At 36.5% G+C, this 26,426-nt stretch carries 22 protein-coding genes and 1 pseudogene; 15 read left to right on the plus strand and 8 right to left on the minus strand.

What is annotated here, in order from left to right:
* The 4 genes from B3I52_RS01960 (at position 1) to B3I52_RS01975 (ending at position 6,017) form a co-directional block, all read left to right on the plus strand.
* Positions 1-1,632, plus strand: a complete 1,632-nt coding sequence (locus tag B3I52_RS01960; RefSeq protein WP_293298037.1) for a serine hydrolase domain-containing protein — start codon at positions 1-3, stop codon at positions 1,630-1,632.
* A gap of 377 nt (positions 1,633-2,009) precedes the next feature.
* Positions 2,010-4,571, plus strand: coding sequence for a right-handed parallel beta-helix repeat-containing protein (locus B3I52_RS01965; protein WP_293298040.1), 2,562 nt, complete (start codon positions 2,010-2,012; stop codon positions 4,569-4,571).
* A 281-nt stretch (positions 4,572-4,852) separates the two neighbouring features.
* On the plus strand, positions 4,853-5,656 hold the full coding sequence (locus tag B3I52_RS01970) for a HipA family kinase (protein WP_293298043.1): 804 nt from the start codon (positions 4,853-4,855) through the stop codon (positions 5,654-5,656).
* Positions 5,634-6,017, plus strand: coding sequence for a DUF3037 domain-containing protein (locus B3I52_RS01975; protein WP_293298045.1), 384 nt, complete (start codon positions 5,634-5,636; stop codon positions 6,015-6,017). Before B3I52_RS01970 ends, B3I52_RS01975 begins: the two co-directional genes overlap by 23 nt.
* Before the next feature lie 15 nt (positions 6,018-6,032).
* On the opposite strand, the gene B3I52_RS01980 is transcribed toward B3I52_RS01975, so the two are convergent.
* Positions 6,033-8,306 carry a glycosyltransferase family 4 protein gene (locus B3I52_RS01980; protein WP_293298047.1) on the minus strand — a complete coding sequence of 758 codons (2,274 nt, stop codon included), beginning with the start codon at positions 8,304-8,306 and terminating at the stop codon, positions 6,033-6,035.
* 512 nt (positions 8,307-8,818) lie between these two features.
* On the opposite strand from B3I52_RS01980, the gene B3I52_RS01985 reads away from it, so the two are divergent.
* Complete coding sequence (locus B3I52_RS01985) at positions 8,819-11,194, plus strand: TonB-dependent receptor (protein WP_293298049.1); 2,376 nt, start codon at positions 8,819-8,821, stop codon at positions 11,192-11,194.
* A gap of 73 nt (positions 11,195-11,267) precedes the next feature.
* Here B3I52_RS01985 and B3I52_RS01990 read toward each other — a convergent pair whose 3' ends face one another.
* Positions 11,268-11,480, minus strand: a complete 213-nt coding sequence (locus tag B3I52_RS01990) for a DUF3820 family protein (protein ID WP_293298052.1) — start codon at positions 11,478-11,480, stop codon at positions 11,268-11,270.
* 471 nt (positions 11,481-11,951) lie between these two features.
* On the opposite strand from B3I52_RS01990, the gene B3I52_RS01995 reads away from it, so the two are divergent.
* Both B3I52_RS01995 and B3I52_RS02000 read left to right on the plus strand, forming a co-directional pair.
* A complete protein-coding gene (locus tag B3I52_RS01995) occupies positions 11,952-14,315 on the plus strand; it encodes a hypothetical protein (protein WP_293298055.1) in 2,364 nt (787 codons plus the stop codon).
* A gap of 161 nt (positions 14,316-14,476) precedes the next feature.
* The gene (locus tag B3I52_RS02000; protein WP_293298058.1) at positions 14,477-15,556 is read left to right on the plus strand and encodes a serine hydrolase domain-containing protein; all 1,080 of its coding nucleotides are present in this window, start codon (positions 14,477-14,479) and stop codon (positions 15,554-15,556) included.
* A 34-nt stretch (positions 15,557-15,590) separates the two neighbouring features.
* Here the strand turns inward: B3I52_RS02000 and B3I52_RS02005 are convergent, their stop codons facing one another.
* Positions 15,591-16,490, minus strand: a complete 900-nt coding sequence (locus B3I52_RS02005; protein ID WP_293298061.1) for a WD40 repeat domain-containing protein — start codon at positions 16,488-16,490, stop codon at positions 15,591-15,593.
* 145 nt (positions 16,491-16,635) lie between these two features.
* Here B3I52_RS02005 and B3I52_RS02010 point away from each other — a divergent pair, with 145 nt between their 5' ends.
* From B3I52_RS02010 to B3I52_RS02045, 8 genes are all read left to right on the plus strand, one after another.
* On the plus strand, positions 16,636-17,517 hold the full coding sequence (locus B3I52_RS02010; protein WP_293298350.1) for a MerR family transcriptional regulator: 882 nt from the start codon (positions 16,636-16,638) through the stop codon (positions 17,515-17,517).
* A 136-nt stretch (positions 17,518-17,653) separates the two neighbouring features.
* Complete coding sequence (locus B3I52_RS02015; RefSeq protein ID WP_293298065.1) at positions 17,654-19,138, plus strand: phytoene desaturase family protein; 1,485 nt, start codon at positions 17,654-17,656, stop codon at positions 19,136-19,138.
* Between the two features lie 3 nt (positions 19,139-19,141).
* Complete coding sequence (locus B3I52_RS02020) at positions 19,142-19,996, plus strand: phytoene/squalene synthase family protein (protein ID WP_293298068.1); 855 nt, start codon at positions 19,142-19,144, stop codon at positions 19,994-19,996.
* Entirely contained in the window at positions 19,986-20,489 is a 504-nt protein-coding gene (locus B3I52_RS02025) for a hypothetical protein (protein ID WP_293298070.1), read from the plus strand. Before B3I52_RS02020 ends, B3I52_RS02025 begins: the two co-directional genes overlap by 11 nt.
* Complete coding sequence (gene idi, locus B3I52_RS02030; protein WP_293298072.1) at positions 20,489-21,016, plus strand: isopentenyl-diphosphate Delta-isomerase; 528 nt, start codon at positions 20,489-20,491, stop codon at positions 21,014-21,016. The genes B3I52_RS02025 and idi overlap by 1 nt, the downstream gene beginning before the upstream one ends.
* A complete protein-coding gene (locus B3I52_RS02035; RefSeq protein ID WP_293298075.1) occupies positions 21,013-21,477 on the plus strand; it encodes an SRPBCC family protein in 465 nt (154 codons plus the stop codon). Before idi ends, B3I52_RS02035 begins: the two co-directional genes overlap by 4 nt.
* Positions 21,478-21,479: 2 nt before the next feature.
* Positions 21,480-21,962, plus strand: a complete 483-nt coding sequence (locus B3I52_RS02040; protein WP_293298077.1) for a sterol desaturase family protein — start codon at positions 21,480-21,482, stop codon at positions 21,960-21,962.
* On the plus strand, positions 21,959-22,663 hold the full coding sequence (locus tag B3I52_RS02045) for a lycopene cyclase domain-containing protein (protein ID WP_293298079.1): 705 nt from the start codon (positions 21,959-21,961) through the stop codon (positions 22,661-22,663). The genes B3I52_RS02040 and B3I52_RS02045 overlap by 4 nt, the downstream gene beginning before the upstream one ends.
* Positions 22,664-22,761: 98 nt before the next feature.
* Here the strand turns inward: B3I52_RS02045 and hisIE are convergent, their stop codons facing one another.
* The 5 genes and pseudogenes from hisIE to hisH all read right to left on the minus strand — a co-directional run bounded on the left by hisIE (position 22,762) and on the right by hisH (position 26,156).
* Positions 22,762-23,385, minus strand: a complete 624-nt coding sequence (gene hisIE, locus B3I52_RS02050; RefSeq protein ID WP_293298081.1) for a bifunctional phosphoribosyl-AMP cyclohydrolase/phosphoribosyl-ATP diphosphatase HisIE — start codon at positions 23,383-23,385, stop codon at positions 22,762-22,764.
* Positions 23,386-23,435: 50 nt separating this feature from the next.
* Complete coding sequence (hisF, locus tag B3I52_RS02055; RefSeq protein ID WP_293298353.1) at positions 23,436-24,239, minus strand: imidazole glycerol phosphate synthase subunit HisF; 804 nt, start codon at positions 24,237-24,239, stop codon at positions 23,436-23,438.
* A gap of 9 nt (positions 24,240-24,248) precedes the next feature.
* Positions 24,249-24,641: pseudogene (locus tag B3I52_RS02060) on the minus strand (endonuclease domain-containing protein); the annotation flags it as partial.
* 74 nt (positions 24,642-24,715) lie between these two features.
* Positions 24,716-25,465, minus strand: a complete 750-nt coding sequence (gene hisA, locus B3I52_RS02065) for a 1-(5-phosphoribosyl)-5-[(5-phosphoribosylamino)methylideneamino]imidazole-4-carboxamide isomerase (protein WP_293298082.1) — start codon at positions 25,463-25,465, stop codon at positions 24,716-24,718.
* Positions 25,466-25,544: 79 nt separating this feature from the next.
* Positions 25,545-26,156, minus strand: a complete 612-nt coding sequence (hisH, locus tag B3I52_RS02070; protein ID WP_293298083.1) for an imidazole glycerol phosphate synthase subunit HisH — start codon at positions 26,154-26,156, stop codon at positions 25,545-25,547.
* Positions 26,157-26,426 lie beyond the last annotated feature (270 nt).

The raw sequence follows: 26,426 nt of genomic DNA on the forward strand, positions 1-26,426 counted from the left end.
ATGATAAGAAAAAATCTAATTATATTTTCGTTAACTGTTTTAATAACTCCTATTTATGCACAACAAAATCTGGACAGTAGGGCCAAAGCTTATATAGATAGTGCATTAAAAAAATACGATGATACAGTGCCGGGTGCTGTTGTTCATGTAATACATAAAGGTAGTTTGGTATATCAAAAAGCTTTTGGTTTGGCAGATTTGGAATTAGGCGTAAAACTAAAAGAAAATAGTGTCTTTGAAGCAGCTTCTGTGTCTAAACAATTCACGGCTACAGCTGTATTGATGTTGGTAGAACAGGGTAAAATTAAAATTGAAGACGATATCCGTAAATATATTCCAGAATTACCAGATTATGGCAAGCCTATCACCATAGCCCAATTGCTTACCCATACAAGTGGTTTAAGAGATTGGAGAAATGTTGGCTACGTTACCGATTTGGTTAATCAGAGTTTTGTATATGGTGATGGAGATGCACTTAATGTTATTTTTAGGCAAAAAGGATTAAATTTTCCAAGCGGCACAAAATATTCTTATAGTAATTCTAATTACGATTTGTTGGCACTTTTAGTAGAAAGGGTATCGGGAGAAAAGTTTATTGATTTTTCTACCAGAACAATGTTAAAACCTCTTGGTATGACTAATTCTACTTGGCGTACAGATTATAGAAAAGTAATAAAAAATAGAGCAAAAAGTTACATGGGGGTAAAAGGTAATTTTATTACGCAAATGCCTTTAGATAATACCAACGGAGCGGCAGGCTTACTTACCACTACCGAAGATTTGCAGAAATGGATTGCATGGTGGAAAGACGGTAAGTTTGGCCCTACGTTAGCAAAACTACGTTTACAACATTATGTCTTGACGAACGGAACAGAAACTAGTTATGCTTTGGGCGGAGTTCATTTTTATAGCAAGCCAGGTTCAAAACTGATAACGCATGGAGGTTTATTGGCAGGTTATAGGGCTATTACTTCTTATTATCCTGATATAGACTTGTCTGTAACCTTTTTAAGTAATACCAGAGAACTGATTATTCCTAAAGTAGCAGATCAGCTTTTGGAGATATACAGTGGAGTAAAGCCATTAAAAACAGATAGTACAAAACTTAAGTATGTAAAACTATCTCCACAAGAAGTACAGCAAAAAGTAGGTCTGTATAAAAATACGCTCGGTGTACGTACTGTAGAGCTAGTTATTGTAGATGGGAAGCTTAGGGTTAAAAATGGTGGCGAATTAAAAGCATTGAATAAGAATACCTTAGTAACGGGTGATGATAAGTATCAATTTCAAGGAAATAATTTGCTATTGCCCGATGAGGAAGCATTGGTTACCTATAAAAAAGTGGAAACCCTAACTCCAGATTCAACATTGCTTAACAAGCTCACAGGATTATATTACAGTGCAGACGCTGATACAAAAATTACCCTTACAGTATATAAAAACTCTTTAAGATATACCAGAAATGGTTACAAATACATTTATCTCAGACCATCTTATAAAGATGGAAACATCGTTGGTTTTTCTGGTTTAGATAATGGCCTTATGGTAATGTTTGATTTCGATACAACCAGGGGAGATTTACAGGTAAGCATGCCAAGAGCATTAGGCATTGCTTTCGTGAAAAATAAATAGTCAATTAGCATATTCAACCTCATTTTAATTATTGTGTTAAAGTGGGTGCGTGAGTAATCATTACTCACCAGTTTTTGGCCGTTTCAATTATCGAAGCGGCCTTTTTTGTGCATTGCATTTTATAAGTTTTTTAGTGTTAGTTCTAAGTGATATCATTATGACCATCCTTCACAATATTTGATATGATTAGAACAATTTTCAAGAATACTATTGTGTTAAAGGGGTTTACCTTTGGTAAGTTGCTTTTGTTTTAACTGTAAGATAATGATTTGGTTAAGTGTGTTTTACTTGTTGCTTTTAATCAAAACTGAGACTGAAAAAAAACTGATAATCTTTTTAATACTTCTTCAATTTTTAACCTAATAAACCCAACAATTATGAAAAAAACCTTTACGTTCTTAGTAGTTTTTATTGCATTTTATTTTGGAGGAATAAATGTTTTTGCAGCCCGTTTTTACGTAAAGCAGGTGGCAACAGGAAATGGCTCCGGCACCGATTGGAATAATGCATCTGCCAATCTACAAAGCATTATTGATAACGCTACATATAACGATGAAATATGGGTAGCTTTCGGTACATACAAACCAAATTCTTTAACTGGAGGAATGGCTACATCAACAGGTTCACTTGTTGCCAGAGATGTTAGTTTTGTGCTAAAAAGTGGTGTTAAAATATATGGTGGTTTTTTTGGCGACGAAACTTTGCTAACTCAGAGAACTGCAGGCAATATCACTATTTTAAGTGGAGATTTAGGTACGCCTAATGATGTTACCGATAATGCTTACCACGTGGTAATTTCTGTAAATAATGATTCTAATACACTTTTGGACGGAGTATCTATAACAGGGGGCTATGCATACGGAACAGGTAGTGTTTTTGTTGATGGACAGACCATTCCCCGTACAGCAGGAGGGGGAATGTATTTTAGAGGTAGCGCACTGGTATTGAATAATGTAAAAATATATAATAATGAGAGTTCGTTAAGTGCTGGAGGAATATATGTACGTTCTAGTCAACCTACATTTAATAATTCTGAAATTTCTAATAATAAATCTGCAACTGGAGCGGGTATATTTTCTTTTGGTACCGTAGATAGTGTGGCTACAGTTACAATTCAACAAAATTCATTACTTTCAAAAAACATAAGTACTGGTACGGCTGGCGCTATTAATTTAAGTAGCTATTCAACCGCTTCATTCACGGATGTAACATTTTCAGAAAATACTGCTACGCATGGAGGAGCAGTATATTCAACAGGCGTTGCTACCAACAGGAATGAACTCAATTTGCTACGTGTAAATTTTTCTGGAAATGTAGCTAACGCAGCTACTGCCGGTGCAGGAGCAATTTATATCCACAATAGAAATAATGCGGTTTTAAACTTTGTAAACTTTACAAATAACCATGCTATAAGTGGTGGGGCTATCTTTGTGCAGGGAGTAACAACTGACCTAACAACAGAAATACAGCTTATAAACAGTTCGTTCACTGGTAACACAGCCAGAGATGGTGGCGGACTATTCATCAACAGTAATGTTAATGCAACTGTTGAAAATAATTCGTTTAAATTAAATTTGGCTAATGCAACTGCTACAGGAAATGGTGGAGGTGCATACATTGCGGGTGCTACTGTTACGCTAAAGGACAATTCTTTCAGTGAAAATGTCTCTAACGGCAGTGGCGGCGGTACATACATCACAGGTGTAACCATTACAATAGAGGATAACAATTTTAAAAAGAATACATCCGGTGCTAGTGGTGGAGGTATGTACCTTAATGCTAGTATAAGTTCTATTGTACAAAATAATCGCTTCTATGAAAATATTGCAACCGCTGCTGGCGGAGGTATTTTTCTACTTGGTACTGCTACAACAAATATTATAGAAAATAGTCTGTTTTATAAAAATTCCGCAAGTAATGCAACACTTGGAGGTGGAGGTATTTATGTTTCTAATGGAGCAAAGCCCACCATTAAAAATTGTACTTTTTATGAGAACCACGCGGTTTTTGGAGGAGGAGCTTTAGGACTGTTTTCTGCTACGGCAACTCAGGCAACTGTGGCAAACTGTATTTTTTATGCAAATACCTCTAACGATGCTGCTGCTCTTGATATTCACAAAGGTGCGTTAGCCACACTTAATCTATTTTCTTCCATTACCCAGCAATTTGGAACTAATGGTGTGAACGGCGTAATGGTAGGAGTAAATCCAGTATTTGCTAATATTTCATCTACAGCAAGTAATTTTTTAATGTTGAGCTTAACAAGTCCAGCTATTGATCATGGAGATGATGGGTATTTGCCGTCTGTGAATTTGGACTTGGCAGGAAATCCGAGAAGATATAACAATGGCACTATTGATATTGGCGCTTTTGAAAATCAAGGGATAGAACCATTACCAATTGTGCTAACTAGTTTTACTGCAAAAGCTAAATTAAACCATATTCGTTTAGACTGGGGTACACAGAGTGAATTAAATAATGCTTATTTTCTTATAGAACGTAGCTTTAACGGTAATGATTTTTCTACATTGGCTACCTTAGCAGGCAAGGGTACTTATTCTGAAAGGTCTGACTACTATTTATTAGATCAGAAACCACAGCCCGGTTTAAATTATTATCGCTTAAAACAAATAGATCTTGATGGAAAGGTAACTGATTATGGTGTTAGAGTAGTAGAGTTTAGGTTAACGACACAACATACTGCTAAATTGTATCCAAATCCCGCCACATCTGGTAAAGTGCAAGTTTTATTCGCATCTCAAAATGCTATTGGAATAGAGGTGATTAATACAAATGGTATGATGATGAAGAAAGAAAAAGTAAAAAAAGGCGCAACCACACATGTAATCAATCTTGAAGATTTGCCACCTTCGCTATATTTAATTAGGATACTGAATGGAAATTCGCAAGTAGAAACACATCGTGTTATAAAACAGTAAATTAATAGGTGGTTAAATTTTAATAAAAGTATTATGAATCCCACCTATAAAGTTTGGTGCCCTCACAAATTTAATGACCCAATTACTTTATAGCGTTTTTTTAATAGTTAGGGTATTTTTTAGTTTTCTTATAATTAAGGAGGGTGTCTGAAAAGGTACCCTCTTTTTATATAAAACCTTTCTTTACAAATCTTATGTTATAACCTCAATAAGTTGTGAAAAATCTTCGCAATGAAAGTATTCCTCTTACACGGTACAAATTTAAGTTATATTTGCCCTATATGGCAGCTGCAATAAAAAATGAACTAGCACTAAGAACTGTTAACGTTATTCGTTATGTTACGCCCTTACGAGAAGGCGGTTCTATGCCCGCAATTGCCGAGGCAGACGATGGTTTTTTATATGTGCTTAAATTTAAGGGGGCAGGACAGGGACATAAAGCCTTAATTTCTGAAATTATTGGCGGCGAAATTGCCCGTGCCTTAGGTATTAACATGCCCGAACTGGTATTTGCCAACTTAGATGAAGCTTTTGGCAGAACAGAACCCGATGAAGAAATACAAGATCTTTTGAAAGCCAGCGTAGGTTTAAATTTAGCATTGCATTATCTTTCGGGCGCAATAACTTACGATTCGACAGTAACAAAAATAGATGCCACTTTGGCCTCTAAAATTGTTTGGATGGATAGTTTGTTAACCAACATGGATCGTACCGCCAGAAATACCAATATGTTGTATTGGCATAAAGAACTTTGGTTAATAGATCACGGGGCGTCTTTGTATTTTCACCACTCGTGGCAAAATTGGGAAGAACAGGCAAAACGGCCGTTTACCTTGGTAAAAGACCATGTTTTATTAGCTCAAGCAACGGAGATAGCGAAGGTTGACGCCGAATTAAAAGCTATTTTAACACCACAGCTCATTAGCGAAATTCTAGCTTTAATACCCGACGAATGGTTAGATGAACGTAGCTTTGAAACCGCCGAGGCACAGCGTAAAGCCTATGCCTATTTCTTAAATACTCGAATTGAAAATTCTTCAGTTTTTGTTAACGAAGCCGAAAATGCAAGACAGACACTTATTTGAATATGCGGTAATTCGGGTAATGCCTAGGGTAGAACGCGAAGAGTTTATTAATGTGGGTGTTATAATGTACTGCAAGAAATTAAAATACCTTAATGCCAATTATCATCTGGTGCCGGCTAAATTAAAAGCACTGTGCTGCGATTTAGAAATAGAAGTAGTTGCAGAAAACTTAAGCGCTATTGTAAATATATGTAAAGGCGGAAAAACGGCAGGGCCAATAGGCGAATTAGATATGGCTAGTCGCTTTAGGTGGCTAACGGCAACAAGAAGTACGGTGGTGCAATGTTCAAAAGTTCATCCGGGATTTTGTATAAATGCACAAGAAACTTTCCATAAACTAATGAACGAGTTGGTTTTATAAAATGGAGATGCTTCATTAATTTTCTAAAATATCGACGTGTAATTTATTATGGTCTGTCAAATAGCGATATTCGATTTCTAATGCTTTAAATACCACCAAATGCGAGATGAGGTAAGCCAAAGTACTTTCTGCTCCTTGGTTTCTGTTTACTCCGTGTGGTTGTAGGCCATCAGCACAACCCTTAGTTTCGTGGTCATAAAGTGGCAGATTTAAGCTGTTTTCGCCTAAAAACCATAAAAAACTCTGGTACAGGTGGTGCATGTATTTTTCGTTCTTGGTTATTTCATAAGCTTTAAAATAAACTAGCACCATTGCCATGGTTTCTATGGCTTGTTGGTCGTAAAGTGCCATTGTATGGTTTTTCTCTAGCCAACCATCATTGCCAATTGGGTTTAAAAACCCAAAAGTTAAAGTTTTATGGGTTAAAAAAGTAAGTGCTTCTAAAGCAATATTTAACGACAGTTGGTCTCCACTAATTTCGTAATGGCAAAGTAGCGCCAAAGGCAATATGGCGTTATCATAAGTTAGTTGCTGCTCAAACCAATGCCAATGGTTTTCTTTGTTTTTTTGGTAAGCATTAACCAAGGGTAGGGCCAATTGGTTAAGTTGGTAAGCAATGCTATTATCATGAGGTTTGGCTTTTAAATAATGACTAATGCCAATTATGGTATTTGCAATGCCTCTTAAATGCGATAATTGCATAAAGTGTGGTACCGATTTAAGAAAAAGTTCGGTAGCAAATTCTTTATAAGAGTTGTTTGGGGCGAAATTGACGAGGTAACCCAAGGCCCAAATGGTTCTGCCAAAAGAATCTTCAGAACCCACTTCATCTAGGTAGTTTCTGTTAAAGCTTAAGAAGTTGCGAAAATTCCCATCTTCCTTTTGCATATATTGGATATAACTAAGATAAATCGGTAATAAATCTAAAGCTTCTTTGCTTTTATGTTGCTCAAATGCCATTAAGGCCATAATCAGGGCCCTGGCATTATCATCCAAACAATAACCTTCTTTTAAATTCGGAATACCGTATTTTGCATGCTGTACAATTCCTGTATCGTCTGTTAAGCGACGAATATGGCTTAAATTAAAAGTTGGAATACTATCTACATCAATAATATTTCTGTTTTCTAAATTGGCCTTTTCTTTAGCCAATATTGCGTTCTCTAACACATCAATATATTTTTTGCCAATACTGGGCCAACGTAATGATAAACCATATTGGTAGGCCTTGCATTTTAGTTCTTTTAACTTTTGGGGCTCATTAAATAATTCGATAGTTAATTGTGCCAATTGCTGGTGGTCTTTAAAATCGAATAATAGACCACGCTTTTGAGCTAACAGTTCTTGGGCGTGCCAATAAGGGGTAGAAATTACCGCTGCACCCGCACCAATAGCATAAGATAAGGTGCCGCTGGTAATTTGTGCTTCGTTTAAATAGGGAGTAATGTAAATACTTGCAGCCGATAGGTAATGATGCAATTCCTGCTCGTCCACAAACTTATTTACAAATATCAAATGGTCTCCTACGTTTAGCTCTTTAGCCAATTTTTTTAAGCTATCGCGATATTCTTCGCCTGTGCTTTTTACTACCCCTGGATGTGTATTGCCCAATACCACATAGCATACGTTCGCATGGTGTTTTGCTATTTCTGGCAAAGCTTCTACAACGGTTTCTAGCCCCTTGCCTCTGCTAATTAAACCAAAAGTAAGCAGTACTTTCCTGTCTTTAAAAGGATAAACTTTTTTTATAGGATTATCTTTGGCAGGTTCTAAATCTGGCACTCCATGTTCAATGTATCTGATCTTTTCCTTAGGAACTTCATAAATGCTAGTCAAAAATCCGATAGCTTTTTGGCTCATCACTACAATATTGAAAGAACGTTTGGCAATTTGTTGTATAATGGTTTGTTGTATGTAGGTGGGCTGCTTTAATACCGTATGTAAAATAGTGATTATGGGCTTATCTATTCTGGCCAATAAGGTAAGCAGGTGTAAGCCACTTTCGCCACCATAAATACCAAATTCGTGTTGTATTACACAGGCATCTACTTGGCTTGCATTAATATAATCGGCTGCTTTTAGGTAGTCTTTCTGATTGTTTTGCCTAATAATGTATTTAACATTGCTGGGGTAAGTGTAAGTGTCTAAGTCTTCAGCATTGCTCAAGGCAATTATAAAGCTATCTTTAGCCACGTTTTTATGCTGATTTATTGCCATAAACAAGTTGTCATTAAAGGTGGCAATGCCGCATTCGTTAGGAAGTGAAGTGCTGATATAAGCTATTTTCATTGTTTTTGTAGTTTTAAAAAAGGTAGGTATATAAAATGAACAACAAAACAGCCATAAAAGTTTAGCCTTTAACACAAAAGCTATTTTAGATGATTAGTAACTAGTTGTTTTGCTGTGCATCAAAAAAGTTGTAAGTTTCTAGAAAGTGACTGCTATGTGAATGTATTCTACTATTTGAAATTTTAAGGCAGTACAAACCAATAACGTACAAACTGTTTTCATAAAAGCATATTCAGTTTGGGTTTTCAAAAAAGAATAATACCTTTGCAGCATCAATAAGGGGTGCCTTGTTTTGCATAAAACACAAATAAAGGCTGAGATCATACCCATTTTAAGTGAAAAAGTGAAAAGTGTAAAGTTTGGCAAAATCAGACTTCAAACTTTAAACCTCCAACTTTAAACTTAAATGCACCTGATCCAGGTAATGCTGGCGTAGGGATGGTTTATGAAGTTTAACTAAGATCGGGCGTAACCCCTACAACCGATGGGTTTAACTAAAAAACAACAATAAGTTGAAAAAATTAAGATTTGCAGTTTTAACTGCATTACTGTGTCCGTTTTTGGCGGTTGCACAGTTCAAGATTTCGGGAATGGTTACCGAAACAAGTGGAAATGCACTTTCTGGTGCAAGTGTGAAATTAAAAACACAGGGATTTACCTCTGGAACAAACACTAACGGTGTTTACGAGTTTAGTAATTTGCCTGCCGGTAATTACACGGTGGTAGTAAGTTATTTGGGCTTTGCTACACAAGAGAAAAAAGTAACGCTTGGTGCCAATACTATAGCCAATTTTACCTTGCAACAGCTGTCTTTCGTTGCCGATGAGGTGGTAGTAAGCGCTACTAGGGTAGCCAAAAATGCTGCTTTTACTTACAAGAACTTAAGCAAAGCCGATTTAGACAAAACCAACCAAGGGCAAGATTTACCTTATTTGCTAAACCAAACACCCTCTGTGGTGGTTACTTCTGATGCCGGAGCAGGAGTGGGATATACCGGTATTCGTATTAGAGGTAGCGATGCCACGCGTATTAACGTAACTTTAAACGGTATTCCCTTGAACGATGCCGAAAGTCAGGGCAGTTTCTTTGTTAATTTGCCAGATTTAACCTCATCAGTAGATAATATCCAAATTCAGCGTGGTGTAGGTACATCTACCAATGGTGCGGGTGCTTTTGGCGCAAGTTTAAACATTCAAACTACCACTAGACGTGATTCTGCTTATGCCGAGCTAAACAATACTTACGGTTCTTTCGAAACATGGAGAAACACAGTAAGCGCTGGTACAGGATTAATCAACAACAAGTTTAGTTTCGATGCTCGTCTGTCGCGTATTAAATCTGATGGTTATGTGGATAGAGCTTCTTCAGATTTGAAATCGTTTTTTGTAACGGGAGCTTATTATGGTAAAAATGATATTTTACGCCTCAATGTGTTTAGCGGTACAGAAAAGACCTATCAGGCTTGGAACGGTATAGATAGAGATATGCTGAAAACTAACCGTCGTCATAATGATTTTACTTATGATAACCAGACGGATAACTACCAGCAAGATCATTATCAATTGTTTTATACCCGTAATTTAAGTAAGCAATTGGTGGCCAATGCTGCTTTGCATTATACTTATGGTAGAGGATATTACGAAGAATTTAAAGAAAACAGGACCCTTGCCGATTATAACATTGATCCTGTAGTGATGGGCGGTACAACCATCACCAAATCTGATTTGGTACGTCGTTTATGGTTAGATAATGATTTTTACGGTACAACGTATTCTTTGGCATACACACCTGCAAGTAATTTAAACTTTACTTTAGGTGGAGCCTATAACCGTTACGAAGGCAAACATTTCGACGAAGTAATTTGGGCACAATTTGCCCATTACGATGGTGCTGGCTCTATGCGCCACAGATATGATGATAACGATGCTTTTAAAAGCGATTTTAATGTTTTTGGAAGGGTGAATTATCAGTTAGATCAATTAAATATCTATGCCGATTTGCAGTATCGTAATATTTTCTACTCATACTTTGGCTTAGATGCTAATGCAAACCCGGGTCAACAAAATGCTCGTTTAGAGTTTTTTAATCCAAAATTTGGTTTAACTTATCACCTAACCAACAGAAGTAATGTGTATGCTTCGGTAGCAGTGGGTAATAAAGAGCCTAATCGTAGAGATTTTACAGACTCTAACGTAAGTACCAGACCTAAGCACGAAAATTTAACAGATATAGAGTTTGGTTACCGTACACAGCAATCTAACTTTAATGTTGGTGCCAATGGTTTTGCCATGTTGTACAAAAATCAGTTAATTAATACAGGTAAGTTAAACGAAGTTGGTGGCCAAACACGCCAAAATGTACCAGATAGTTATCGTATTGGCTTAGAATTAGATGCTAAATGGCAAATTGTGAAGAGCTTTTCTTGGACAGCAACAGCAACTTTAAGTCAAAGCAAGATTAAAAACTTTACCGAATACGTTTATGATGATACCATTATTGGAGATTTGCTAACTTTCGATTATAATAACACGAACATTGCTTGTTCGCCACGTTTTATAGCCTCAAACGAATTTGCTTACACCTTTAAAAATGCAGGTATTGCTTTAATTAGTAAATATGTTGGTGAGCAAAATTTAGATAACACCTCATCGAAAGAAAGAGTATTAGATGCATTTTTTATTAACGATATACGTTTAACCTATAATGTAAAAGCATTGGGAATTAAAAATGTGGGCTTAAATTTCTTGGTAAATAATGTTTTTAATGTGCGTTACGAAGCAAATGGTGGTAGTGGTGCTTATTTGTCAAATGGTTATTTTGGTAGATATGAATATTTCTATCCACAAGCTACACGTAACTTCTTATTAAGCTTGAACTTGAAATTCTGATAGAAACTTGTCGCATTGAGCTTGTTGAAATGTTCTTACAAAAGGGCTTCGACAAGCTCAGCCAGACAAATTTTTACCTTTTTTTCAGCGGCTGCAACAAATACTCCAAGCCATTTAGCTTAATCTCGTACAGCGTGGCCAGTAACATCCCCATTTTTCCTGTCGGAAATCCTTTACTATGATACCAAACTAGGTAAAATTCGGGTAGGTCGCATAGTAACCAACCTTTATATTTACCGTATGGCATTCTCATCGTTACGAGCTCTTTTAACAGTTCTGGGTTCATGGCTTAAAGTTAATAAAATGTTTTTTGGCCCATCATTATAAATTAATTACACATGAGTTAGTAGTGATTAAGAACCTGTTTTAAAAAGGCTAACGGCTTGTTTTAGCGTATTTAATAATCGAACTCAGATTTTCAATTAAAAAAAATCAAACTAAAATCAAACACAGAGTAAATACAGATTAAACAGGTATATTATTTATGTTCTACCCAAATTTCATCCGAGTTTGATAAAAATAAACCTCTTGTAAATTTAACCGCACATCTGTGCCAATTTTCGGGATACATCTTCCAAATGCACAACGGGTATAGTATTGCTATTTTTACTACTTAATAATTCTAAGTAAGTACATAAGCCTAAAAATTTTTTAGGCAATTTAGGTAGTTTATGAGGTTATTGTAACTATTTACAAATAATGTAGCCTCTTTCTTTAAATTTACCGTCTATATAGTAATCACACGATTTTACATATTATGAAGAAATTATTAATAGTTATTTTAAGCTTTTTCGCAATAAATGTTTTTGCACAAGATCCCCTAACAGAAAGGTTCCTTTTTTACTCGAAATCAATTAATGCAACCAACTTGTTTGTTCATTTCGATAAAAACGTTTATTCGAGTAATGAGACTGTTTGGTTTACAGGTTATTTAATTACCACGTCTAACATTAACAGGCATAAATTAATGTCAGTTTCTTTAATTAAGAATGATGACCAAAAAGTAGTGTTAGAAGATCGCTTTCTTATGCAAAACGGGCTTTCTTATGGTAACCTTGTTATTCCAGATTCTATACCGCCCGGGCAATACCGTTTACTCGCCATCACAGATTATCAAATAAATAAACAACCTGAGGTAATGTTTTCGCAGCCCATTACTATTAAATCTGTGTTAGAACCTCCGTTTAAAGCTAGTATGAAAATATTAGAAACCAATGCCGATCAAACAAAAATATTGGTTTCGGCCACTACTGCCGACAATAGATTTTTGCCAAAACCAACAGATATTAACTATAAATATGGCAAAGTTGAAAATACCGTAAAAACAGATGGTTCGGGACAGGCCATTATTACCCTAGCTACCACAGAAAGCTTAGCCGATCCAACACTTTACGTGAAGTTAAGGTATGGCAAAGACAGCACTTCTTTAAATATGCCTTTGCAGCAGCAACATAAAGCTGCAGCTAGTGTGAAGTTTTATCCAGAAGGAGGTAATTTAGTTACAGGATTGATAAATAATGTGGCTTTAGAAGTAAAAAACCATCAGGAAACCCCCATTGCAGTAAAAGCTTATTTGTTTAAAAACGATATACCTGTAGATTCTTCAATTAGTACCAATGCACGTGGTTTAGGAACATTTCAGTTATTTGTAGAAACAGGCGCAAAATATAGCTTTAAGGTAATCGGTAAAAACTTAAAAGACACTTTGTTTTATTTGCCTAAACCTATAGAAAACGGTATTGTATTAAATGTAACCAATGCGGTTGTTAACGATACGCTCAAAATTACTATGAGAGCAAAAACGCAACAAGAAATAGGCATAAGGGTACACAATTTTAAAACAAGCTTTTTATATACAAAATATACCGCACAAGCAGGTTTAAGAACGCTAAAAATACCTTTAAATCAGGTGCCTAAAGGTTTGGCAAGCATTACTATAACCGACGGCGAAGAACGCCCATTGGCAGAGCGTATTTTCTTTGCTCATTATACTAATTCAGACAGGCTTGGAATAGCTGTAGATAAAGCAATTTATGGTCCTCGAGAAAAAATAAATTTAAAACTCGGAATAAAAGGTATAGACCAAAAAGCATTGGTTTCTATTGCTGTTGTACAAGATGCTAGAATAGCGCAAGAAAAAATGACGGACATAGAGAGCTATACTTATTTGAATAGTCAACTGGCTGATATCTTCAATAATTCAAAGGGCAGTGTATTGAAAGACAGACAATATTTAGAAGAATTGTTATTGGTAAAGGGTTGGAGAAGATACAAGTGGAGCGAGTTATTGGCAGCTAAGGCAACCGATACTGTAAAAAAGACGAATAACCTAAACATAATGGGGTATTTAACAAAATCAAGAAAGCCTATAAACAAGTCTGTTTCTATAGGTGCCCTAGGTGATGAAAGAATGAGACTTCTTGACACAGATAAGAAAGGTGTTTTTAATTTTAATGTCCCAGAATTGTACACCACTGCAGGGAAGAAGATGTTTTTTTTCTTAAGCAAAAACGAAGACCCATCCCTAAAGTTTGGTGTAGAGAATGAATTGTTAGATGCTAGCCAGAAAATTGCCCTAAATCCAAATGCTTATGCAAAACAAGCCATTGCACCAATGGAGAGTAATATCGATCTTTTTGTAAAATCAAACGAAAAATCTATCCGTTTACAAGAGGTAACCATTACCGGAAAAAACTCTGGTAGGGGACTGCGGGGGGCTAATGCCTGTGGAGATTATGTTTGTAGTTATGGTGTCTTTAATTGTAGAAATCACTATGGGGATAACAACATTACACAGCCAATACCAGGTAAGGTTTATAGAATAGACGGCGTATCTAGGGCCTATCCGGGCTGTAACGTAACCGATGACAATATTTTCTTTAAAACCGAAGGCATACATATTCATAAAGAATTTTATGTAGATAGCTACAAAGATCCTGTTGAGCCTGCCTATTTCACCACGCTGTTTTGGAAATATGCATTGGTTTTAGACAAAAATAAAGAAGCTAGTCTAGATTTTTATAGTACAGATATTACGGGTAAGTTTAGGGTAGTGGTGCAAGGAATTACCGATACACAAGTAATATATGGCGAAAAATTTTTCGAGGTAAAAAAGAAATAAAACATAGTGTTGCCGCCAGTAGAGGTTAATTTGCTGGCGGTGCTACGCTAAATCATTTTATTGATAGAACAGCGCAACTAAAACGTGTTTTCTTAAACCAAAGAATAGCAAATTTGTTCATACGGAGTTTTTCAAGCTATTTAAAATTAATAACTTGCCGTATGAAATTAAAACTATTCTTTTTAACGATAGTTGCTCTTTGGAGTTTAACTACGTTAGCGCAAGAGAAAAGGCTAGCTACTATTGCACAAGAATATGGCTTGCCCGGAATGCAGGTAGTTCATGTAAAAAAAGGCAAACAACGCTCTTTGGTTTACGGTAAAAAGAACACCGATTCTACAGCACTTATTACCGAGCATACGGTTTTTCAGGCCGCCTCGTTAACCAAAGTAATTACTGCCTATACATTTTTCAGGTTGTATGACCAAGGCTTAATAAAATTAGATCAACCGCTAGCGTCTTATTTTACATATAGCCGTTTGGCAAATAATGTAGCGGGGAAGTTGGTTACTGCTAGAATGGTACTAACCCATAGAACGGGTTTCTTAAATTGGGAAGGGCCAGTTGGCAGTGCTGCTTGGTACCAAACGCCTTTAAATAATCAGTTTGAGCCTGGTGCACAATATAAATATTCTGGCGAAGGCTTTTATTACTTACAGTTAGTAATGGAAAAAGTAACTGGAAAATCTTTTAGGGAGTTGGTGCAACAAGAGGTTTTGGATCCTTTAGGGATGAAAAATTCTGATATGCAATGGAACGACGAGAAATTTAAAGACTTTTCTTACGGGCATTACGATGCAAAAAAAGTACGAAGATTAGCCAAATGGAGTTATACCAATGCCGCATATACTTTATACACCACCGCAACAGACTATACTAAATTTGTACAGCAGGCTTTGGTGCTGGGTAAAGGCCTAAAACCAAAAACCTATCAATTAATGGTGAACAAGGCAAACGAAGCACAAAAAGAAGTAGGTGTTTTAAGTGAAGACGATAAACATGTACCAGTGGCCCTTGGAATGAGGATACAGTACAACGAAACTGGAACTTGGTTGTGGCATACGGGATCAAATCCTGGATTTAGATGCTTTTTTATCGTTAACCCCAAAACAAAAGAGAGTTTGGTAGGTTTTAGCAATGCTGATAGCGGAATGCCTGCTTTTAATGCTTTAATGGAAGCTTTTTTGGCGAAAGGGCAAACCTTTTGGGCTTATAAATGGCGAAACGGAGAACTTGATTAATGATAATGGAGCGGCACTGTAATCATGGAGGTGCTTAGCTCTCTAGTTCCCAAACCATTACTTTTTTATCATCGCCAGTAGAAATTAATTTGCTGCCATCGTGGCTCCATGTTAATTTATTGATAGAATGGCTGTGTCCAATACCCATTTTTTCTATGTTAATGATTTTGTAAAGTTTAAAATTTTCCGCGTCCCAAAGTTTAATGCTCTTGTCTTGACTGGCCGTAGCAAAAAGGGCTAGGCTAGGGTGAAAAACAATATCGTAAATACCAAACAGATGAGCAGGGATATTTTTACTTAATTCGTAGTTCGGTAAACGCCAAACTTTCAATTGCGCATCCCTACTTCCAGAAATTAGGTATTCCCCTTTAGGATGATAGGCCAACGCAGTAATTCCAAGCGTATGCTCAGTTAGTATTTGTTTTAAACTGTAATCGTGAGAGTTATAAATATGTATCGTGCCATCTTTACATCCAAAGGCAATTTCTTTTTCATCTGGAGAAACGGCCATACAGCGTACCGTATCAGACGAAATAGGAAGTTTATACAGTTCCTTAAAATCGTGAAGAGACCAAATTGCAACAGTGCCGTCTTCACTACTGGTGAGCAACTCTTTTTTTTGTGCAAGCGTTGTCATCGCAAAAATAGGCTTCGGATGAGCGTTTACTCTAGCAATTACCTCTTGTTTTATAAAATCAAATACCGAAAAAGCACCACTTCTTTCGGCAATAAATAACTGATTGTTATAATTGTGCAAATAATAAACAGAACTCTGTACAGGCATTTTTACCATCACAAAAGCCATTTTATTCAACGACCATTCTACTACACCTTTATCGTTTCCGGCGGTAAAGAAAATCCCTTCTTTGTCAGATTTTACTAAAGCATAAACAGGGTTTTGGTGTCCGGTAAAAGTGTGTAGGTGTTTTAGCATAATACAAAAGTAATCTTCTAAAAGTAATTTTAGCAAAAGAGGATAGTTTTTGACAAGCCATTGTCATTCCTAATGAATTATTCATCTAAAAACAATTTTTGTTTAAATTTGTATTCTTTTAACTTAAACAAAACATACTGCATTGATGGGGGTATCAGCTAAGTATTCTATAAAAGAACTCGAGCTCTTGACAGGCATTCGTGCGGCTACGCTACGGATGTGGGAGAAGCGATATGAAATTATTAAACCTTTAAGAACACAAACAAATATCCGCTATTATGGCAATGAGCATCTTAAGTTATTGCTTAATGTAAATATCCTGAACAGGAACGGCATCAAAATATCTCATATAGCCAAAATGAGTTCATACGAAATGTCTGAAAAGGTAAAAGGTTTGAGCTTCGTAAAAACTGGGGATGATGATCTTTTCGATGGTTTAATGCTCAGTATGATTGATCTGGACGAAATCCTGTTTCATCAAACATTTTATGAAGCTGTTGCTCGATTGGGTTTTGAAAATGCTATCAATAACATCATTTTTCCGTTTTTTAACAGAATTGGAATTATGTGGCAAATTGATGCGATTAACCCTGCGCAAGAACATTTTCTTAGCAATATGGTGAGACAGAAATTGATTGTCGCTATAGATAAAACCCCTACAAAGATTAGCGCTTCTGCTAAAAAGGTGCTAATGTTCTTGCCAGAAAATGAGCTTCATGAACTCGGTATGCTTTTTCTAAATTATCTACTTAAAAATAAAGGTTACCGTACTATTTATTTAGGACAAGCAGTTCCATTAACAGATTTACAAAAAATATTGGAGATTAGTAACCCCGATATTTTGGTGGCGAATGTTTCTAATTCGATGTCTATGGGCGATATGGACACCTTTATCGATAAATTGAAGATAGTACCTGCTACAATACATATATATATAGCTAGCGTTGATATTTTTGAAGAAAAGCCACACCTGGCTGCAAATTTCAAAATATTTGAAAGCCTAAAAAGCTTAAAGGACGAGTTTTAACATTAGTTATATTACCTTAAGTTTTGTGAAAAACACTTATCCACTGTAATGCGCTTGTGTAATATTTTATTTTGTTTAACTTTTTTTTAAAAAAATTAAACAAAATAAATGTATGTTTGTTCGTTTTTATAGAAAGATGACAGTTAACATGCCTACACATTCTATTATTATTGGAGCAGGTTTTGCAGGCTTAAGTGCTGCTATAACTTTGGCGCATAAAGGCCATAGAGTTACCGTTATTGAGAAAAACACTACAGTTGGAGGAAGGGCAAGAGTACTCAAAAAAGATGGTTTTACTTTCGATATGGGGCCTAGTTGGTATTGGATGCCAGAAGTTATGGAAAACTTCTTCAATCAATTTGGACGTTCAACTGCAGATTATTTCGAACTTATAAGGTTAGATCCATCTTACCAAGTAATTTATGCAAACGGTGAGGTGCTACCCATTCCGGCAAATTATGAAAAATTACAAGATACCCTTGAAAAAATAGAGCAGGGAAGCGCCCATCAGCTGGATAAGTTTTTAGCAGAGGCCAAATACAAATATGAAATGGGTATTAATGAGTTTGTGCAGAAACCTGGGCTAAGTATTTTAGAGTTTGCGCACCTAAAAGTGTTAAAATCCCTTACAAAGTTAGATTTACTTCAGCCTTTTTCTAAACATGTTCGTCGTTATTTTAATTCGCCAAAAATATTAACGCTTTTGGAGTTTCCGGTTTTATTTCTTGGTGCTATGCCAAAAAAGATACCAGCATTGTATAGCATGATGAATTATGCTGATGTTATGCTAGGTACATGGTACCCACTAGGTGGGTTTAGTAAACTTGCTGAAGCAATGCACGCTTTAGCGATTGAAAAAGGCGTTGAATTTAAATTAGGTACTAGCGTAACAGCTATTAAGGTAGATAATGATAAAGCTACTGAAGTAATTACCGCAAATGGTGCTATAACTGCAGATCTAGTTATTGGGGCCGGAGATTATCATCACATAGATCAACATTTGTTACCAAAATCACATCGTAATTATTCCGAAAACTATTGGGCGAAGCGGGTAATGGCGCCCTCATGTTTGTTATATTATATTGGGGTAAACAAAAAAATACCAAAATTGCGACATCATAATTTATTCTTCGAAAATGATTTTGAGCAGCACGCAAAGGCAATTTATGAACAACCAGCGTGGCCAAAAAATCCATTGTATTACGTGTGTTGTACGTCTAAAACTGACGCCTCTGTAGCGCCAGAAGGCATGGAAAATTTGTTTTTGCTTATTCCAGTAGCGCCCGGCCTTAAAGATACAGAAGAAATTCGTGAGCGCTATTTTAATGAGCTAGTACAGCGGTTAGAGGATTTTTGTGGCGAGAAGTTTAAGGAAAATATCATTTCTAAAACTACCTATGCTTATACTGATTTTGTAAGCGATTACAATGCCTTTAAAGGTAATGCTTATGGTTTGGCAAACACTTTAACACAAACTGCTGTATTGAAACCATCTATCAGAAATAAAAAAATAAAGAATTTATACTATACAGGTCAGCTTACTGTTCCTGGTCCTGGTGTTCCGCCAGCCATCATTTCCGGGCAATTAGTAGCCAATTACATTGTAAAGCATCAGAAATAAGTTATGAAAGCACTATTTGATCAGGTTTCAGCAAAATGCAGTCAAATCACTACGCAAAAATATAGTACTTCTTTTACCTTAGGTATTAAATTTTTATCGCCAACTATTCGTTCAGCTATTTTTGCTATTTATGGCTTTGTGAGATTGGCAGATGAGGTTGTAGATTCTTTTCATGATTATGATAGAAAAGGGCTTTTGGCGCAATTAAGGGCAGAGACCTATGTTGCGTTACAAAATAAAATCAGCTTAAATCCAATCATCAATAGTTTTCAGCAAGCAGTACATCAATACCAAATAGATGTAGCATTAATTGAAGCTTTTTTAGATAGTATGGAGATGGATTTGCACAAACAAGTTTATACCAAACAGCTATACGATAAATATATTTTTGGATCTGCAGAAGTGGTGGGATTGATGTGTTTGAGAGTATTCTGTAATGGCGATGATAATGAATATGGCCAACTGCGCCATGCTGCAATGAAGTTGGGTGCCGCTTTCCAGAAAGTTAATTTTTTGAGAGATATTAAAGCAGACCATTATGAATTGGGCAGAATGTACTTTCCGAATATGGATTTCAATTGCTTTACCGAAGAAGATAAAGCAATGATAGAACAAGAGATAAAAGCCGAGTTTGATGAAGCTTTGCAGGGAATTGTAAAATTGCCGAAACACGCTAAAAAGGGCGTGTATTTGGCCTATATTTATTACAAATCATTATTTAAGAAAATACAGGAAATTCCTGCTAAACAGATCATGGAAAAAAGGGCTAGAGTTCCTGATTTCCAAAAGGTGTTGCTAATGGTAAATGCCCTTTTTGTGCCGCAGGCTCCAGAAAAACTATCAGCAGATGTGGGCTAAACCAATTTTACTATTTATTTCTACGCTTTTTTTCATCTCTACCGAAACCTCCGGGCAAAACATTAGAACCATGTATGCGAAATCGGTAGAAAGTAAACAGATGGCTCAAAAACTACTATCTGTATTAGAAAAACAAGAACAAAGTGCTTTTGTGATAGGCTATGCTGGCGCCACTAAAATGATTATGGCCAAACACGTTTTCAATCCTTTTACTAAACTAAATTACTTTAATGCAGGAAAAAAAATGTTGAATAAAGCAATAATTCAGGATCATAATAATTTAGAACTGGTGTTCTTAAGATATGCAACACAGGTTTTGGCACCAGCTATACTAAGATATAACGATTACATCGAAATAGATAAAAAACAAATCTTGAAAGGTTTGAATAATGGAGAAATAGATCAGCAACTGGCTACAACCATTATTTCGTTTATGAAACAACAAAAATTAACACCTAAAGAAAAACAACAATTAACCGACTTAGCCAAGTGATGGAAGAAGTAATTTTAGTAGATACGGAAGATAACGAGATAGGTTTGATGGAGAAGATGCAGGCACACCGTACAGCACAACTTCATCGTGCCTTTTCTGTTTTTTTATTAAATGATAAGGGAGAAATGCTGATGCAGCAACGTGCTTTAGATAAATACCATTGCGGCGGCATGTGGACTAACGCCTGTTGTAGTCATCCGAGAGCTGGAGAGACTTTAAAAGCTGCTGTTGATAGGCGTTTGCAAGAAGAAATGGGCATTGTTTGCGACACTAATTGGATTTATAGCTTTATCTACAAAGCTGATGTAGGCCAGGGGTTGTTTGAACATGAACTTGATCACGTCTTTTTTGGGAGATTTTCTGATGAACCAAAACCTAATAAAAATGAAGTTTCTGATTGGAAGTACCTTACATTGGAAGCGCTAAAGGCAGATATGAAGGTGAACGCAACAAAATATACGCCCTGGTTTAAAATTATCTTGGCAGAAGTATTAGATAAAAATATATTAGCTAAGGTAGCCCAATGAAGAAATACGAACTATATCGAGAAACTACATTGCCAATTACACTGTTAGAAGCTTGGGGTTTTTTTAGCAATCCGGTAAACCTTTCTAAGATTACCCCCGAAGAGATGGGTTTCAAGGTAGTAAGCGAATATTTGCCTCCGCATATTCACAATGGTTTAATTATCCAATATGTGGTGAGGCCCTTAGCTGGTGTGCCGTTAAAGTGGATAAGCCAAATTAGTTCGGTAAATGCGCCATATTCATTTGTAGATGAGCAATTAAGAGGCCCTTATGCCTATTGGCACCATGAACACACTTTCGAAGAAAAAGAAGGACTGATATTGATGAAGGATAAGGTAACTTACGCAATACCCTTTGGTATATTGGGCCAGGTGGTCAATAAATTGATTGTGAAACATAAATTGGCAGAGATTTTCGACTACAGAACGAAAATAATACTTGAAATCTTTAAAAAGGATTAATAATGGTTTGGATAGTTATAGCTTGTGTAGTGGCAACTTTTATTGTGATGGAAGCTGTGGCTTGGCTAGCCCACAAATACTTGATGCATGGTTTTTTGTGGTATCTGCACCAAGACCACCACAAGAAAGATGATGGACAGGTTTTTGAGAAGAATGATTTCTTTTTCGTGCTTTTTGCTACACCAGCTATCATTTTGTTTCTTTTTGGTTCAATTTATGGCAATGTAATCATGATGTCGGTAGCTGGTGGAATAACACTTTATGGCTTCTGCTATTTCATGGTGCACGATATTTTCATTCACCAACGCTTTAAATGGTTTCGTAATACCAATAATATCTATTTAAAAGCCATTAGAAGAGCACATAAAATGCACCATAAGCATTTGGGCAAACACCAGGGCGAATGCTTTGGGATGCTTTGGGTGCCGTTTAAGTATTTTCGAGAGGCTTATCGTCAACAAAAAATACAGGAGCAAAAATCATGAAGCAATATACCTATCTACTCGTTAATTTTTTCTCAGTAATTATCCCGTTTATTGCTTCCTTTCATCCGAAGCTGATGTTTTGGAAGAATGTTAAAGCATTTCTACCAGCCAATATCATTACTACTGTTTTGTTTTTAATATGGGATGTTTGGTTTACAGAAAAAGGCGTTTGGGGGTTTAACCCCGATTATTTGGTAGGTATTTTTATTTGGGGTCTGCCTATCGAAGAGATCCTGTTTTTCCTTTGTATTCCATATGCTTGCTTGTTTTCTTATCACTGTTTTGGAGTTTGGAAAGAGCGATATTTAAGAAGGTATTCTACTAAAGCGATTTCTGTAATTTTAGTGCTTTTTGGTGCAATAATGCTGCTGCTTTATTATCAAAAGATATACCCCGTGATGAACTTTATTATGTTCAGCTTGTTGATTGCCTATTTAGCATTTATCAAGAAGTCAAGCTGGTTGGGGCAGTTCTATTTCACTTACCTCATCATGATTATTCCCTTCTTAATTGTTAATGGCGTGTTAACCGGAACAGGATTGGAGGCGCCTATTGTTTGGTATAATAGTGAAGAAATCACGGGTATTCGCATTAACACAATTCCTTTTGAAGATGTTTTCTACGGAATGAGTTTGATTGGCATGAATATTCTGCTTTACGAAGGTTTTTTAACGAAATTGAAATACAGTAGGGGAGTTTAGCAAGTCCCTTAAACTGATGCTTAATTAGCCGCAGATTTTAAATCCGTAATTTGATAGTTCCGGATTGCAAATCCGGAACAGCTAAGAGTTATTTAGCTTTACTTATGTCTCTTCTCTAAATTCTCTCCAATGTCCTTCAAACTTAATTCTTTTTCCTTTAGTAAAAACATCAGGTGAAATACCAAATCAGAAGCTTCGTTAATCAAATCTTCTTTAGTTTCGGCTAAAGCAGCAATTACGGTTTCAACTCCTTCTTCGCCAACTTTTTGTGCAATTTTGTTTAAACCTTTGTTGCGCATCTTGTTAATGTAAGAACCTTCTACAGGGTTTTCATACCTATCGTTAATGATATTCTCCAATTCGAAGATAAAATTCTGATTAAACTCTGTTTTAAAGCAGCTACGAGAGCCTGTATGGCAAGTTGGGCCAACTGGATTAGCTTTAATCAAAATCGTATCATTGTCGCAATCTATTGCAATAGACTGAACGAATAAGAAATTGCCACTTTCTTCGCCCTTGGTCCACAAACGGTTTTTGGAGCGAGAAAAAAAAGTTACTTTACCTTCTTGCTGTGTTTTCTCAAAAGCTGCTGCATTCATATAGCCCAACATCAATACTTCTAAAGTTTGGTTGTCTTGAACTATTACAGGAACCCCCCAGCCCCCTGAAGGGGGAGTTTTTCCAAAGTCTATTTGGCTAACGTCTATTTTGTTGAAATTCATTTTTACTCTTTGTATGTAAGGTTTAGGTATTAAAGTCCCCTTTAGGGGATTTAGGGGTTTCTCACCGGTATATTATTCCTGCTCAATTCTTGTTTTAAATCTGGTATTAAAATCTCACCGTAGTGAAAAACAGAAGCCGCCAAAGCTGCATCTACATTCGCTTTCTGGAAAACTTCGGTAAAATGCTCTATGCTACCAGCGCCACCAGATGCAATGATAGGAATGTTAATCATATCGTTCACTTTCTTCAATAAACCACAATCGAAACCAGCTTTGGTGCCATCATGATCCATAGAAGTTAACAAAATTTCTCCTGCACCTAAATCTTCTGCTTGTTTAATCCAGCTTTCGGTTTGTAATTCGGTAATTAAACGGCCGCCATTAAGGTGAACCATGTTTCTGCCATTTACGTGTTTAGTATCTACGGCAACCACTACAAACTGAACTCCAAAGGCTTTTGCCAGTTCTTCAATTAGTTCAGGTCTGCGCACGGCAGCTGAGTTAATACTTATTTTATCCGCACCAGCGTTTAACAAAGCTTCTGCATCGGCAATTTCAGTAATGCCGCCACCAATAGTAAACGGTATATTCAATTGTCTAGCTACAGATTTAACCATCTCGATCATCGTTTTACGACGTTCGTGGGTAGCGGTAATGTCTAAAAACACCAACTCATCAGCACCTTGTTGCGCATATTGAGCGGCTAATTCTACGGGATCGCCTGCATCGCGTAAATCAACAAAGTTTACACCTTTTACGGTACGTCCGTCTTTTACGTCTAAGCAGGGGATAATGCGTTTAGATAATCCCCCCCCGCCCCTTAAAGGGGAGGCTGTATGGCGCTGAGCCTGTATGGTGTTTCTTATTTCTTCCAAAACTTTATTTGTGTTGTTGTAAAGTTCGCTATTTGTAAATCTTAGCACCATTAACCCTAATTCTTCAAGGTGTTTTTGGCGTTCTATATCATTTTGTATTACTTCAGACTGGTCATGTATGCTGCCATCTAATTCGATAATAAGCTTCGCCTCATGGCAATAAAAATCAGCAATATAATATGAAATTGGATGTTGTCGTCTGAATTTAAATCCAAGCTGTTTACCTTTGATATGGTTCCAAAGCAAGGCCTCGCTATCTGTCAGTGTATTTCTTAACCTCTTTGCATTTTCAAAAATCAAATTTGAAGCACCATAAAACATCCCAGGTTCACTCAACCTCAGTAAATTATAATCGTCATCATCAAGTTCTTTGTAATCCATCCTCTGGAAATATCTAGTCAAGTCCCCTTTAGGGGATTTAGGGGTTGTTCAATTCCCCTTTAGGGGGCTAGGGGTTATATCGAACTCAACTGTTGTAAATTCCAATCTTTCACCTCTTCAATCGAGATACGGTTTTCGTAAATGGCCTTGCCTACTACAACACTTCTAATTGGTAATTCGGCTAACTCCTTAATGTCATCCATAGAACTTACCCCGCCAGATGCAATCAGTTTAATCATAGGAGAGTGGTCTAACAGTTTTTTATAAAGGTCAACAGCTGTGCCGCCTAGTTTTCCATCCTTATTAATATCTGTGCATAAGAAGCGGAAAAATCCCAATGCCAGACACTTATCCACATAATCCATTAATTTTATTGGCGAACTTTCCATCCAGCCCGAGTATTTAATTACTTCGTCTAAAACATCAATGGCTATTACAATACGATTGGCATAATCATCTTTTTTAGCAAAAGCCTCGCTCAATTGAGGTAAGAAATCGGGATTGCTGATGGCTTGCGTGCCTACAATTACACGATGGATACCTGCATCCAGCAAGTTGGTTACCTGCTCAATAGTTCGGATACCGCCACCATATTGCACTTTCATTTCCGTTTTTTTGATGATCTCAAACAGCGCTTTTTGGTTGCTGAAATCGCCTTTGGCACCGTTTAAATCAATAATATGGATAAAGTCGGTACCATTAGAACGGTATTGCTCAATCATGTCTTCGATAGAAACATTATATTCAGTTTTTTGGTTGTAATCGCCTTCACGTAAGCGAACTACCTTACCGTCTAAAATATCAATTGCTGGAATGATGTACATCTTTTTGAGTTTAAAAAGGTTATAAGTTGTAGGTTATATGTTATAAGTGTTTGTGACTAATTTGCTAATTATCATATCATCACATCATTGAAAAATTCTTTAAAAGTTGCTCTCCGGCCTCGCCAGATTTCTCTGGGTGAAACTGAACGCCGAAGAAGTTGTCTTTCTGTATAGCCGCCGAAAACCTATTTCCGTAAGTTACCGATGCGATGTCAAAAATAGGGTTATATTCAATAAAATAAGAATGAACAAAATAAAATTGTGCATGAGGTTTAACATGATTAAACAACGGATTGTTTGTAAAATTTACATTGTTCCATCCCATGTGTGGTACCTTAATGCCCAGCGTTTTGTCAAACAGCCTAGTTTTTATGGGGACAATGTGCAATAAATCTGCATCGCCTTCCTCAGAATGAGCCGTAAGTAATTGCATGCCAACACAGATACCAAGTACAGGTTTAGTTAAGGCTTTAATGGCTTGCACCAGTCCGGTTTGTTGCAATTTTTGCATGGCTGCCCCTGCATGGCCTACTCCAGGTATAATAATATGGCTGTGCTTTTTCAAATCACTTTCAGTGTTTACCATTTCGTATGGAATTTGTAGCCTATCTAGCGCTGCGGTTAGCGAGAAAATGTTTCCTGCACCGTAGTTGATAATTCCGATACTGTTGTTTTTTGTATTGTTATCCATTTTGTTTTTCTTATTGAAAATGAATGTCAGTATTTCATAGTTACTGCTGCCCCGCTATTCGCTTTATCCCGATAAAATCGGGATGCTTGCTACTATCGGGTTTAATTAACTTCTTTTTGTGGCTTGTAGTTACTTGAATAGTCCGTCATTTCGAACGCGTGTGAGAAATCTGTTTTGTAGCAGACCAAACTCTGAGGTTTCTTCTCGTTCCTCTCCGAATGGTCGGAGCAAGCTATCAAAAAGACGATAATGGGGGCTACTAGACTACTC

This window comes from Pedobacter sp. UBA4863, assembly GCF_002399615.1.
In the GTDB taxonomy this organism is placed as follows: Bacteria; Bacteroidota; Bacteroidia; order Sphingobacteriales; family Sphingobacteriaceae; genus Pedobacter.